Origin of the sequence: Corynebacterium sp. HMSC11E11 (assembly GCF_001807025.1) — a bacterium.
Lineage (GTDB): Bacteria > Actinomycetota > Actinomycetes > Mycobacteriales > Mycobacteriaceae > Corynebacterium > Corynebacterium freneyi.
In genome coordinates this window covers 53263-65674 of the sequence record NZ_KV787127.1, presented here as the reverse complement: position 1 = coordinate 65674, position 12412 = coordinate 53263, and the positions used below count along the sequence as shown (strand labels likewise).

The 12412-nt window shown below is 69.1% G+C and carries 11 protein-coding genes; 2 read left to right on the top strand and 9 right to left on the bottom strand.

The genetic code is table 11. From position 1 onward, the window contains the following. Positions 1 to 61 precede the first annotated feature (61 nt). The 3 genes from hemQ to hemE all read right to left on the bottom strand — a co-directional run bounded on the left by hemQ (position 62) and on the right by hemE (position 3442). Positions 62 to 766, bottom strand: a complete 705-nt coding sequence (gene hemQ, locus HMPREF3121_RS03765; protein ID WP_070519979.1) for a hydrogen peroxide-dependent heme synthase — start codon at positions 764 to 766, stop codon at positions 62 to 64. Between the two features lie 112 nt (positions 767 to 878). Then, complete coding sequence (hemG, locus tag HMPREF3121_RS03760; RefSeq protein ID WP_246816059.1) at positions 879 to 2348, bottom strand: protoporphyrinogen oxidase; 1470 nt, start codon at positions 2346 to 2348, stop codon at positions 879 to 881. Beyond that, complete coding sequence (gene hemE / locus HMPREF3121_RS03755) at positions 2345 to 3442, bottom strand: uroporphyrinogen decarboxylase (RefSeq protein WP_070519977.1); 1098 nt, start codon at positions 3440 to 3442, stop codon at positions 2345 to 2347. Before hemE ends, hemG begins: the two co-directional genes overlap by 4 nt. 99 nt (positions 3443 to 3541) lie before the next feature. Here hemE and HMPREF3121_RS03750 point away from each other — a divergent pair, with 99 nt between their 5' ends. Continuing rightward, the gene (locus HMPREF3121_RS03750; RefSeq protein ID WP_070519976.1) at positions 3542 to 4117 is read left to right on the top strand and encodes a DUF3000 domain-containing protein; all 576 of its coding nucleotides are present in this window, start codon (positions 3542 to 3544) and stop codon (positions 4115 to 4117) included. A gap of 60 nt (positions 4118 to 4177) precedes the next feature. Here the strand turns inward: HMPREF3121_RS03750 and HMPREF3121_RS03745 are convergent, their stop codons facing one another. The 4 genes from HMPREF3121_RS03745 to HMPREF3121_RS03730 all read right to left on the bottom strand — a co-directional run bounded on the left by HMPREF3121_RS03745 (position 4178) and on the right by HMPREF3121_RS03730 (position 8260). After that, complete coding sequence (locus tag HMPREF3121_RS03745) at positions 4178 to 4933, bottom strand: iron ABC transporter ATP-binding protein (RefSeq protein ID WP_035121892.1); 756 nt, start codon at positions 4931 to 4933, stop codon at positions 4178 to 4180. Beyond that, positions 4930 to 6066, bottom strand: a complete 1137-nt coding sequence (locus HMPREF3121_RS03740) for an iron chelate uptake ABC transporter family permease subunit (protein ID WP_083291245.1) — start codon at positions 6064 to 6066, stop codon at positions 4930 to 4932. The genes HMPREF3121_RS03745 and HMPREF3121_RS03740 overlap by 4 nt, the downstream gene beginning before the upstream one ends. Before the next feature lie 26 nt (positions 6067 to 6092). Then, complete coding sequence (locus HMPREF3121_RS03735) at positions 6093 to 7148, bottom strand: ABC transporter permease (RefSeq protein WP_083291244.1); 1056 nt, start codon at positions 7146 to 7148, stop codon at positions 6093 to 6095. 137 nt (positions 7149 to 7285) lie between these two features. Beyond that, positions 7286 to 8260, bottom strand: a complete 975-nt coding sequence (locus tag HMPREF3121_RS03730) for a siderophore ABC transporter substrate-binding protein (RefSeq protein WP_070519996.1) — start codon at positions 8258 to 8260, stop codon at positions 7286 to 7288. Positions 8261 to 8502: 242 nt separating this feature from the next. Here HMPREF3121_RS03730 and HMPREF3121_RS03725 point away from each other — a divergent pair, with 242 nt between their 5' ends. Then, positions 8503 to 9753 (top strand): HRDC domain-containing protein, encoded by a 1251-nt coding sequence (locus tag HMPREF3121_RS03725; protein ID WP_083291243.1) that lies wholly within the window; start codon positions 8503 to 8505, stop codon positions 9751 to 9753. On the opposite strand, the gene dxs is transcribed toward HMPREF3121_RS03725, so the two are convergent. Together dxs and HMPREF3121_RS12860 are read right to left on the bottom strand one after the other, a co-directional pair. Next, the gene (dxs, locus tag HMPREF3121_RS03720) at positions 9750 to 11639 is read right to left on the bottom strand and encodes a 1-deoxy-D-xylulose-5-phosphate synthase (RefSeq protein WP_070519974.1); all 1890 of its coding nucleotides are present in this window, start codon (positions 11637 to 11639) and stop codon (positions 9750 to 9752) included. The genes HMPREF3121_RS03725 and dxs overlap by 4 nt on opposite strands. Before the next feature lie 141 nt (positions 11640 to 11780). After that, positions 11781 to 12412: class I SAM-dependent RNA methyltransferase (locus tag HMPREF3121_RS12860; protein WP_371327316.1), on the bottom strand; the 632-nt coding region annotated here is incomplete at its 5' end.

The window sequence follows — 12412 nt, the reverse complement described above, 5'->3', positions numbered from 1 at the left end:
CCGCCACCCGGTCGTCGGGTGGCGGGGGCGTGGTCGTCGTAAAGCGAGAAACGCGGCCGGGCTACGGCAGGGCGTTGATGATCTCCGCGACGTCGTCGACGCGACGGCCGGTGTGGAACGGAATCTCCTCGCGGACGTGCAGACGCGCCTCGGTGTAGCGCATCTTCCACATCAGGTCGACGATGCGGTCGAGCTCCGGGCCCTCGAACGCCAGGATCCACTCGTAGTCGCCCAGCGCGAACGCCGGCACGGTGTTGGCGCGCACGTCCGGGTAGTCGCGGCCGGCCTGGCCGTGCTCGGCGAGAATGCGGCGGCGGTCCTCCGGCTTGAGCAGGTACCAGTCGTAGGAACGCACGAACGGGTACACCGCGATCCAGCGCTGCGGCTCCTCGCCCATGATGAACGACGGCAGGTGCGACTTGTTGAACTCCGCCGGACGGTGCAGCGCGGCGTTCGACCAGTGCGGCGTCGACGCCCGGCCCAGCGGGGTCTCGCGCAGGAACGCATTGTAGAACGCCTGCAGGTCCTCCATCTTCTCGGCGTGGATCCAGAACATGAAGTCGGCCTCGGCGCGCATGCCGGAGACGTCGTAGAAGCCGCGGACGATCAGATCGACGTCGTCGGCCTCGTAGCGCTTGAGGAACTCGCGGGTCTCGGCGACCGCCGCGTCGCGGTCATCGCCCAGCGCCCCCGGGGCCACCTTGAACGTGGACCACATCGTGTAGCGGATGGTGTCGTTGAGCTTCTTGTAGTCGAGCTTCGCCATGAAAAGTTCGTCTCCTTGAACTCGGGAAATGTGAACTCGGGGAATGTCTGTGTTGAAAATCTGCGTCGGGTGCGCGCGGGCGGGCACTGCGAACAAGGCTACCCTCACCGGCTCAAGCGAGGTCGGCCACGACCTTCGCGGCGGCGGCCTTCGCGTCGGACAGGCAGGCCGGCACGCCCGGACCGCGGTGCCACGCCCCGGCTGCGGCGATACGCGGTACCTCGTCGAGGGCGGCCTCCGCGAACCGCATGAGGTCGCCGTGGCCGACGCCGTAACGCGGGATGCCTCCCCACCAGCGCTGGACGACGACTTCCGCCGGCTCGGCGTCGAAGCCCGTCAGCGCTTTCAAGTCGGCCAGCGCTGCGGCCGTGAGCTCGTCGTCGGAAAGCTTGACCAACGACTCGTCGCCGAAGCGCCCGAAGGAACCGCGCACCACCGCGCCGCCGCGCTCGCCCAGGTGCGGCCACTTGCGCGACGAGAACGTGAAGGCCTTGGCGTCCAGGCCAGCGTCGGCGGCGACGAGGATGCCCGAGTACTCCGGCAATCCCTCCTCGGTGTCGAAGCGCATCGCCACCACCGCCGACGACGCCAAGTCGACGCCGCCGATGATCTCCGAGGCGTCCGGGCAGACGTCGGCGAGCAGTGCCCCGGTGACCGGGGCCGGGGCGGCCAAAACGACGGCGTCGGCGCGCAGCACGCGACCGTCGGACAAGGTCACGTCCTTGACGCCGGTGCCGGGAGCATCGTCGGAGCCCGTGACGTCCGTGGCGTCGGTGATCTTCTCCACGCCCACGCCCAGCTCCAACTCCGGCGCGGCCTGCTCCACCAACGTGTCGTAGAGCCTGCGGTAGCCGTTGCGGAAGGTGCGGAAAATCGGTGCGGACACGGCACCGGAGGCCAGGCGGGCCTCGTTGGCCGCCGCCCGCTGATCCAGCACGCGCTGCGCGGCCGCGGTGAGGCTCACCGGCTCGCCCACGGCGGTCATCGCGTCGAGCGTTTCCGCCAACTGCGGCACCGTCGCGCGCAAGCCGAGATCGTCGGCCAGGCACGAGTACACCCCGCCGAGCAGCGGCGACACCAGATGGTCGACGACCTCGCGGCCCAGCCGGGACTCCACGAGCTGCCCCAGATTCACGTCGTCACCATGCACCCAATGCAACGGCGCCGTCTGCTCCGGGTCGCCCTCGGCGTCGATGCGGGCGCACGTGTCGTCGGAAAGCAGCCCCTGCAGGCCCTCCGACGACGCGGGCACGCCCATCACCGTCGTGCGCGGCATCGACCGCACCTCGCCGGCCGCGAAAATCGTCGACGGCAGCCCGGACGGGGTGACCAGCTCATCGCCGAGCCCGAGGCTTTCGAAGAAATCCGTCGCATCCTTGCGGAACCCCAGGTACGCCTCGGCGCCGACCTCGATCGGTCCCTCCTGCGTGTCAACGGTGCGCAACTTGCCGCCCACCCGGTCATCCGGGTCGACGACGACGATGCGAGCGCCCGGGCCCAGGCTCCGACGCAGCTGGTGCGAGGCGACCAGGCCGGTGAGACCTGCGCCGGCCACCACGACCGTCAGCGGATTGGTGCTCACAGCTCGTGCACCATCTTCACGGTGCGGGTGATGGCGTCGGCGTCGGTGTTCGGCGGCACGCCGTGGCCCAGGTTGAAGATGTGGCCGCGGGCGGTGCCGCGTTCGATGGCGCGGTCGGCCTCGGCGCAGATGCGGCGCACCTCGGACTCGATGGCCGCGTCGCCGGCGAAGAACATCGCCGGGTCCAGGTTGCCCTGCAGCACGCGGGCGTGGTTGGCGCGGTCGCCCGCCGGGTAGGCGTCGGCGAGAGTGTTGGAGATGCGCTGCGCGGCGGCATCGAGCGGCACGCGCCAGTCGACGCCCACGACCTCGGAACCGGCCTCGGCCATCGCGCCGAGCAGCTCGCCGGTGCCGACGCCGAAGTGGATGCGCGGAATGCCCGCGTCGGCGACGGCCTCGAAAATCTCCTGCGAGTACGGCAGCACGTGACGACGGTAATCGCGCTCGGTGAGGAAGCCCGCCCACGAGTCGAACAGCTGCATCGCGTCGATGCCCGCCTCGATCTGGACGCGCAGGAAGCCGACGATGATCGGCGTGATGCGGCGCATCAGCTTGTCCCACTGCTCCGGCTCGGAGTGCATGAGCGCCTTGGTGCGCTCGTGGTTGCGCGACGGGCCGCCCTCGACCAGGTAGGACGCGAGGGTGAACGGGGCGCCGGCGAAACCGATGAGCGCCTGACGGTCCGTGAGCTCCTCGAGGATGCCCGCGATGCCGTCGGCCACCGGCTGCAGCGTGGCGGGGTCGAGCTCCGGCAGTCGGTCGATGTCCGAGGCGGTGCGGATCGGCTCGGCGACCACCGGGCCGCGGCCGGCGACGATGTCCAGGTCGACGCCGGCGGCCTTGACGGGCACGACGATGTCGGAGAAAAGGATCGCCGCGTCGACGTCGTGGCGACGCACCGGCTGCATGGTGATCTCCGCCAGCAGCTCCGAGTTGAAGCAGGAATCGAGCATCCCGATGTCCTTGCGGATCTCGCGGTACTCGGGCAGGGACCGCCCGGCCTGGCGCATGAACCACACGGGGCGGCGGGACGGGGTGCGCCCGGCGGCGGCCTCGAGGAAGGGGGCGTCGGACAAATTGCGGCGATTAGACATGCTCCCATCATGCCCCATCCGGCACCTTCGACACCGCCGCCTCCCCTTCGCGGCGCGCCTCCACGGCCGGGGCGGCCGGCGCCGCTACATTCAAGCACCGTGACAGCCACCGACACCGCCCCGCAGCCCTTCCGCGACGCCGTCAAGTCGATGCACGCCGCGCACGTGCGCGCCGAGATTTCGCTGGGCGACATCAGGCCCCCGCAGAAGCTGGCCCCGTTCAGCCATGCCGTCGGCCTGGAGGTGCTCCACCCGGAAACCGACCTCGTTCCGGAGACGTCGGAAGGCGACGCGTTCGGTCGTCTGATTCTGCTCCACGATCCCCGCGCGGACGAGACGTGGGAGGGCACGATGCGCCTGGTGGCCTACATCCAGGCCGACATGGATGCCGACGTCGCCTCCGATCCCCTGCTGCCCCAGGTGGCGTGGCAGTGGCTGACGGAGGGTTTCGCCGAGTGCGGTGCCGGCTTCAGCAACCTGGGCGGCACCGTGACCACCACGAACTCGGTGCGCTACGGCGAGATCGGCGGGCCGCCGGAAGCTTTCCAGTTGGAGATGCGCGCGTCCTGGACCGCCGAGGACATCGATCTTGCGCCGCACGTCGAGGCGTTTTCCCGCGTGTTGGCCAATGTCGCCGGATTGCCGCCGGAGGGTGTGGCCGAGCTCGGCCGCTGATTCCGGCCGCTGCTCCCGACCCGGGCGCCGTCGTCAAGCAAAACCGCGCCGGCCGACCGGCTAGTAGTACACGGCCAAGCGTCCGCGGGGGCCGTCGATGACCTCGACGGGAGTGTCGAACACGTCGGACAGGATGTCGTCGCGCAGGATCTCGTCCGGCGTGCCGAAATGCACGATCCGCCCGTTCTTCGCCGCGCAGATCCGATCGGCGTAGTGGCCGGCGAAGTTGATGTCGTGGACGACGATGACCACGGTCCGGCCCAACTCGGTGGCGGCGCGGCGCAGGTGCTGCATCATCTGCACCGAATGCCGCATGTCCAGGTTGTTCAGCGGCTCGTCGAGGAGGATGTACTCGGTGTCCTGCGCGAGCACCATGGCGACGTAGGCGCGCTGACGCTGGCCGCCGGACAGTTCGTCGAGGTACCGGCCCTCCAGCTCGGTCAGGCCGAGGAAGTCGATGGAGCGGGAGATGATCTTCTCGTCCTCGGCGGTGATGCGCCCCTTGGAATACGGGAAGCGGCCGAAGCCGACGAGCTGGCGGACGGTCAGGCGCGTGATGAAGTGATTTTCCTGCCGCAGGATGGACACGATCTTCGCCAGGTCGGCGGACTTGGTCGACGTGACGTCGTAACCGGCGATTTCGATGCTGCCTTCGTCCATGCCGACGAGGCGGCCGATCATGGTCAGCAGCGTCGACTTCCCGGCGCCGTTGGGTCCGACGAGTGCGGTGACGCCGCCGGCCGGGATCTTCAGGTCCACGGGGCCGATGGACACCTCGTCGTTGTAGTGCTTTGCGACGTTGGTCAGGGTGATCACAGGCGTCCCTTTCGCAGGATGTGGATGAGGAAGAAGGTGCCGCCGACGATTTCGATGATGATGCCGACGGAGCCTTCGGCGTAGAAGACGTTCTTGAGGACGAAGTACGAGCCGGACAGGACGACGAAGCCGGTGAGCCACGCGATCGGGAACACGTGGCGGTGGTCGTAGGTGTCGGCGAGCTGGTAGGCGATCATCGCCACGAGGAAGCCGAGGAAGGTCATCGGCCCCACCAGTGCGGTGGACACGGCCATGAGCATCGACACCATGACCAGGACGATGATGGTGTCCTTCTTGTGGTTGATGCCCAGGTTGGTGGCGGTGTCGCGGCCCAGGCCCAGAACGTTGAGCTTGGTGGCGCGCAGCCACAGCACGGAGCCGGCGAAGACGACGATCGGCAGGCTGATGAGCAGGTGGTCGGTGTCCGCGTTGGCGATGGAGCCGATCAGGCGCGCGGTGAGCACGTCGAAATCGCTCGGGGTGAGCATGCGCTGCATGAACGTCGACAGTGCGCCCATGCCGCCGCCGAGGATGATGCCGACGAGCAGCATGATCTGCATGTTGCCGAAGCGCCCGCCGAACAGCCAGCCGTAGAGGATCGCGGAGAACACCACCATGATGGCGACCTGGCCGAGGAACTGCGGCGTGCCGGTGACCGCGACGATGCCGGCCGCGCCGAGGAAGAACACCGCCGCAGTCTGGATGACCACGTACAACGATTCGAAGCCCATGATCGACGGGGTGAGGATGCGGTTGTGCGTCACCGTCTGGAATGCGACGGTGGCGGTGGCCTGGCAGAACGCGACGACGGCCATGACCGCCAGGTTGCTCAGCCGCATTTCGGCGATGAGGCGGAATCCCCGGGAGCCGAAGGGCATGGGGTTGTTCCAGGCGAGGATTCCCGTCGCGAAGACCGCGGCCAGCACCGCCAGGGCGCCGAAGATGATCCAGTAGCGCCTGCGCGCACGGGCCGTCGGCAGCGGGCCGGTGGCCTGCCGGGTGCCGGAGTCGCCCCTCGTGCGGTCGGGGGTGGCGTCGGCGGTGTCGAACTCGTCGATGCCGGCGACCTCGGAAAACTCGGCGAACGCCTCGTCCGGGAGGCCGGGCGTGGTGCGGTCGATTGCGGTGCTCATGATTCGCTCCTCTCTGCGGCGGCGGCTCATGCGTGACGACGCTGGCGCAGCAGCAGGGTGATGAAGACGACGGCGCCGACGATCGCCAGGATCGTCGACACGGGAATTTCGAACGGGCGGATGATGATGCGGCTGATGATGTCGCAGACGGTCACCACGGAGATGCCGACGAGGCACACCCACGGCAGGTTCGACCGCAGGTCGTCGCCGCGGAACATGGAGACGATGTTCGGCACGATCAGGCCGAGGAACGGCAGATTGCCTACGACGACGGTGACGATGCCCGTGGCGATGGCGATGAGGCCGGTGCCGAGGAAGACGATCCGCCGGTAGTTCAGGCCGACGTTCGTCGCGATCTCCTCCCCCAGGCCCGCGACGGTGAACCGGTCGGCGACGATGAACACGAGCACCACGACGACGGCGACGAACCACAGCGGCTCGTACTGGCCCTTGAGCACCGACGTGAACGAGCCGGCGAACCAGATGCCCAGACTCTGCAACATGTTCGTCTTCAGGGCGATGTAGCTGGACACCGCGCCGACGACGGCGCCGAGCATGATGCCGACGATCGGGACGATCACCGACGACCGCAGGGTCACGCGCTGCAGAAACGCGAAGAAGATCATCGTGCCCACGAACGCGGCGATGACGGCGGCGACCATCTTGACGAGGATCGACGAATCCGGTGCCACGATCATCACCAGCAGCAGGCCCAGGCCCGCCCACTCGGTCGTGCCGGTGGTCGTCGGCTCGACGAAGCGGTTTTGCGTCAGCAGCTGCATGACCAGGCCGCACATCGACATCGCCGCGCCGGCCAACACCAGCGCGATGGTGCGCGGAATGCGGGTGATGCCGAACATCTCGATGCCGTCGTCGGCGCCGAAAACGTCGTAGACGCCGATGAACAGCGACGTGACCACCAGGCCGGCGGTCACCAGGACCCCGATGAGCAGGGGCCACGTGAAAAGACGACCCTTCGCCGCCGCGGGGGCGGCTGCGGGGTCGTTGGACGTGGCATCGTGCGATGCTTCTGCGCCGGACGGGTCGCGTCCGGCGGTCGTGTTCGTGCTGGGTGCGGTCATGCGCTCAGACTTTCTCGGATTGCTGGTGCTGCGCGGCCCGCGTCGCCGCCGGACGGACGCGGCCCCGCCATGCTTCTCGGGCATGGCCGGGCCGGATCCGACCGTCGGCGCGTACCCGGTGGGTCGCGCCGCGGGGGCTACTTCTTTTCCAGGGCGTCGGCCAGGGAATTGAAGAATTCGGTGTAGGTCTGAATGCCCTCGTCGATGTAGGTGAACTGCGGCATGTAGACGATGCGGTCGTTCTTGACCGCGTTGACGTTCTTCAGCGCGGCGGAGTTGGCGATCAGCTCGTTGGCCGGGGTGTACTCCTCGTCGTTGTTGGCGGCCACGGCGGCGTCGCGGTCCATGACGAGCAGGATGTCCGGGTTGGCGTCGGCGACCGCCTCGACGGAGATGTCGTCGCCCTCGTGGTCGGTGGTGGCGTTGTCGACCTCAAGGGCCGGGGTCAGGCCGAGGATGTCGAAGGCCGGACCGACGGAACGGCCGGAGCCGGGGGCGGCGTAGTTGATGTTGCCGCCGGAGGTGATGGCGCCCATGACGGTGTCGTTCGAGTCGTAGGCGGCCTTGGCGCGCTCGATGGACTTGTCGAACTCCTCGATGAGCTTGTCGGCCTCCTCCTGCTTGCCGAACAGCTCGCCGAGAGCGGTGGTCTGGCGGCGCAGTTCCTCGTCGAAGGGCTTGTCCTCGCGCGGGGTGAAGTCGACGATGGTGGCGTCCGGGGCCAGCTTGGCGAAGTCCTCGGCGTACTGCTGGAAGCGCTGGCCGTTGATGATCAGGTCCGGCTCGACGGCGACGACGGCCTCGAGGTCGGGTTCGCGGTGGTTGCCGAGGTTGACGATGGAGTCGTCCGTCTTGTAGTCGAGGTTCGGCGGCATGAGGGCGACCGGTGCGGCGGCCAGTTCGACGCCCCAGTCCTCGAGGGTCCGGAAGACGCGGTTGTCGGTGGCGACGACGTGCTCGGCGGGGACGTTGACGGTGTGGGTGCCGAAGTTGTCCTCGATCTCCACGGCGGTGGTCTCACCGGTGCCGGCGGCGTCGGTGTCGGTCGAGGTCGCGTCATCGGAGCAGGCGACGAGGCCGAACGTGAGGGCCGCGGCGGCGGCGACCGCCATCGTGCGGCGGCGAAGCGTCGTGATCAAGAGGGAGTCTCCTCGCTGTCGTGGGCGGTTGCGGTATCAGCCGCGGGCGCCCCGGTTCATGTGGTGGCAAATCTCCGACCCGTGGAAAGCAGCACTTCCCTTCGGGCCTTAGGACACGCTAACACAACCAACGCAGGTACTACCTAAACGTTTGCGTACGTGTCCCCGATCAGGCCGCATGACCGGCTCCACACCTGCGGGTTAAGCTATTTCTCATGTGCTCAGCGTTGCTTTCCCCGCGTGGCGGAACCCCCGACGTTCTGGTCACCTCCGATGACATAGCGGACGCGGGAAGGCTTCTGGCGGCGGGCACCGGGCCGTTGGCCGTCGACACCGAACGCGCCTCGGCCTACCGTTACGACGACCGCGCCTTTTTGATCCAGTTGCGTCGCGACGGCGCCGGCACGTTTCTCGTCGATCCCGAGACGGTGCCCGGCGTGATCGACGACTCCGGGCTGGCCGACCACGTCAATCCGCTCGAGTGGGTCATCCACGCCGCGGTGTCCGACTTGCCGTGCCTGGCGGATCTGGGACTGCATCCGCACGGACTCGTCGACACCGAAATCGCCGGCCGCCTGCTGGGGCTGCCGAAGGTCAACCTTGCGGCCATGACCGAAGGCCTCCTCGGCGTCACCTTGGCGAAGGGCCACGGCCGGGAGGACTGGTCGACGCGGCCCCTGCCCGCCGAGTGGCTGGATTACGCCGCATTGGACGTCGAGCTTCTGGTGGAGCTTTCCGACGCCCTGACCGCCGCATTGGCCGAACTCGACCGCCTCGAATGGTTGCGGCAGGAATCCGAGGCGGTGCGGCTCGCCCACGCCCCTGGTTCGCACGACGTGCCCGACGAGGAGAAGTGGCGCTCCATGAAGGGCGTCGGCAAGCTGCGGCGCCCGGAACAGCTCGTCGTGGGCCGGGAACTGTGGTTGGCCCGCGATCGGATGGCGCGCGAGCGCGACGTCTCCCCCGTTTCCGTGCTGCCTCACGACGTGCTGGCGTCGATCGCCGAGAAACTGCCCCGGGACGAACGGACGCTCACTGCGATCAAGGGTTTTCCCCGCAGGCGTCGTGGTGCGGCTCAGCTATGGATGCGGGAGGTCCGCGCCGCGCTCGCCCTGCCCCGCGACACGTGGCCCGAGCGGCCCCGCCCCACCGGGCCCGCACGTCCGCACCACCGCACGTGGGAGCAGCGTGCGCCGGAGGCCGCCGCCGTACTGGAGCGGCTGCGCGGCGGCCACGAGCTTTTGGCCGAGGATCTCGGCATCACACCGGAGACGCTGTTCCGCCCCTCGGATGTGCGCGACGTCGCGTGGACCATGTCGGGCGCCGGCGGCGACGACGTGCCCCGCACCGACGACGAGGTGCGCGCCCTGCTCTCGGGCATGGGCGCGCGGCCGTGGCAGGTCGACCTCATGGCCGGTCTGGTCGGCGAGGCGGTGCTGCTGCCGCGCAGGCAGCCGCTGGGCTAAGCGCGCTGCACGTCCGCCCACCAGGCCGACACGTCGTCGGCGATGGTGTCGGCGGTCAGCCCCAGTTCGTCGAGGATCTCGCCGCGGGAGGCGTGGTCCAGGAACTTCTGGGGCACGGCGACTTGGCGCGTGGGCACGTCGATGGCCGCGGCGCGCAGCGCGTCGCCGAGCAGCGAGCCGACGCCGCCGTGGACGACGCCGTCTTCGACGACGACGACCATCGAGTGGTTGTCAGCCAGGGCGAGCAGGTCGCCGGCCACGGGCACGATCCAGCGCGGGTCGACGACGGTGACGTCGATGGCCTCGTCTTCCAGGGTCCGGGCGGCCTCGACTGCGGCGCCGGCGAAGGACCCGACGGCCACGACGAGCACGTCGCCGCCGTCTTCGCGGGTGCGGTGCAGGACGTCGACGCCGTCGGGGGTGCGCTCGACCTGGTCGATGTCGTCGGCGATCTTGCCCTTGGGGAATCGCACGACGGTCGGGCCGTCGGTGACGGCGACGGCCTCGCGCAGCTCCTCGACCAGGCGGGCGCCGTCGCGCGGGGCGGCGACGCGGATGCCCGGAACGATGGAGGTCAGGGCCATGTCCCACACGCCGTTGTGGCTGGCGCCGTCGGAGCCGGTGATGCCGGCGCGGTCGAGTACGAGGGTGACGGGCAGCTTCAGCAGCGCCACGTCCATGAGCAGCTGGTCGAAGGCGCGGTTGAGGAACGTCGAGTAGACGGCGACGACGGGGTGCATGCCGGCCAGGGCGAGGCCGGACGCGGAGGTCACGGCGTGCTGTTCGGCGATGCCGACGTCGAAGAAGCGGTCGGGGTGGGCCTTGCCGAACTTCGCCAGTCCGGTCGGCCCGGCCATGGCGGCGGTGATGGCGGCGATGTCGTCGCGTTCGTGGCCGAGGGCGACGAGTTCGTCGGCGAACACCGAGGTCCAATCGCGCACGGGCGTGGACTTGGATTCGCCGGTGACGGGGTCGATGACGCCGGTGGCGTGCATCAGGTCGTCTTCGTTGGCTTCGGCGGGCGCGAATCCGCGGCCCTTGTGGGTCTTGGCGTGGACGATGACGGGTCCGCCGAATTCGCGGGCGTGGCGCAGGGCGTTTTCCAGCGAGCGGATGTTGTGGCCGTCGACGGGGCCGATGTACTTCAGGCCGAGGTCGGAGAACATTTCGTGCGGCATGACCGTCGACTTGAGGCCTTCCTTGGCGCCGTAGACGATGCGCGCGAGGAAGTCGCCGACGGGGCCGAGCCGCTGCAGGCCGGACTTGCCCTGCCGCATGACCATGTCGTAGGCGGGCTGCAGCGCCAGTGCGGCGAGGTTTTCGGCGAGTCCGCCGATGGTCGGCGAGTAACTGCGGCCGTTGTCGTTGACGACGATGACGACGGAGCGGTCCTTGCCGGCGGCGATGTTGTTCAGCGCTTCCCAGCACATGCCGCCGGTCAGTGCGCCGTCGCCGACGACGGCGACGACGTGTCGGTGGTGTTCACCTCGGATGTCGAAGCCCTTGGCCAGGCCGTCGGCGGTGGACAGGGCGGCGGAGGCGTGGGAGGACTCGGTCCAGTCGTGGGGGCTTTCGGCGCGGCAGGGGTAGCCGGACAGGCCGTCCTTCTGCCGCAGGGTGTCGAAGTCGCCGGCGCGTCCGGTGAGCATCTTGTGCACGTAGGCCTGGTGGCCGGTGTCGAAGATGATGGGGTCGGTCGGCGAGTCGAAGACGCGGTGCAGGGCCATGGTCAGTTCGACGACGCCGAGGTTGGGGCCGAGGTGGCCGCCGGTCGCGGAGACCTTCTCCACGAGGAATTCGCGGATCTCCCGGGCCAGCTCATCGAGTTGCTCCGGGCGCAGTGCGCGCACGTCGGCCGGTGAGTTGATCGATTCGAGGAGAGCCATGAACCGGTACCCGTTCCTTTCACGTCTCGGCGGTCCGGCGCGGGTGGCCGGGCTGGTCTTTCAATAGTACGGGTGACGGCGGCGCCGGGTGACTAAGGCTTGCCTTCGCGTCGCGGTGGGTGGGGCCGTCGCTGCGTTGCTTTACGACGTCGGCGTGAGCACGGAGATGGTCTCCAGGTGGTGCGTGCCGGGGAATGCGTCGATGACGTCGAGGACGTCGATGCGGTAGCCGTCGTCGGCCCAGGTGCGGGCGTCGCGGGCGAAGGTGGCGGGGTCGCAGCCGATGTGGAGGATCTTCCGGGGTCGGGCGGCGGCGATGGCGTCGATGGTTTTCGCGCCGGCGCCGGTGCGGGGCGGGTCGAGGACGACGAGGTCGACGGCGTGGCCGAGCTTTGCGACGACCGTCTCGACGCGGCCGGTGCGGAAGTCCACGGGAAGGTCGGACAGTGCCGCGCGTCCGACGGCGGCGGAGCGAACGAAGGATTCCACGGATGTCACCGTGCCGTCGGGTCCGACGAGGTCGGCCAGCGCCGTGGCCAGGACGCCGACGCCGCCGTAGAGGTCCCAGGCGCGACCGCCGGGGGTCGCCGGGAGCAGTTCGCGGATGCGGGAGACGTAATGGCCGGCGGCGGCGGAGTGGGCCTGCCAGAAACCGTCGACGGGCACGTCGAATTCGCGGCCGTCGATGCGCTCGACGGCGGTGTCGGAGCCTTCCACCCGAGTCACGCGGCGTTTGCGGCCCGAGCCGATGACGTGGAGGACGTGGCGGGGGG

Bases quoted from the DNA above. Each gene is read 5' to 3' on its own strand.
- HMPREF3121_RS03725 (WP_083291243.1), top strand. From the start codon at position 8,503: ATGTGCTCAGCGTTGCTTTCCCCGCGTGGCGGAACCCCCGACGTTCTG.
- dxs (WP_070519974.1), bottom strand. From the start codon at position 11,639: ATGGCTCTCCTCGAATCGATCAACTCACCGGCCGACGTGCGCGCACTG.
- HMPREF3121_RS03740 (WP_083291245.1), bottom strand. From the start codon at position 6,066: ATGAGCACCGCAATCGACCGCACCACGCCCGGCCTCCCGGACGAGGCG.
- hemQ (WP_070519979.1), bottom strand. From the start codon at position 766: ATGGCGAAGCTCGACTACAAGAAGCTCAACGACACCATCCGCTACACG.
- HMPREF3121_RS03735 (WP_083291244.1), bottom strand. From the start codon at position 7,148: ATGACCGCACCCAGCACGAACACGACCGCCGGACGCGACCCGTCCGGC.
- hemE (WP_070519977.1), bottom strand. From the start codon at position 3,442: ATGTCTAATCGCCGCAATTTGTCCGACGCCCCCTTCCTCGAGGCCGCC.
- HMPREF3121_RS03730 (WP_070519996.1), bottom strand. From the start codon at position 8,260: ATGGCGGTCGCCGCCGCCGCGGCCCTCACGTTCGGCCTCGTCGCCTGC.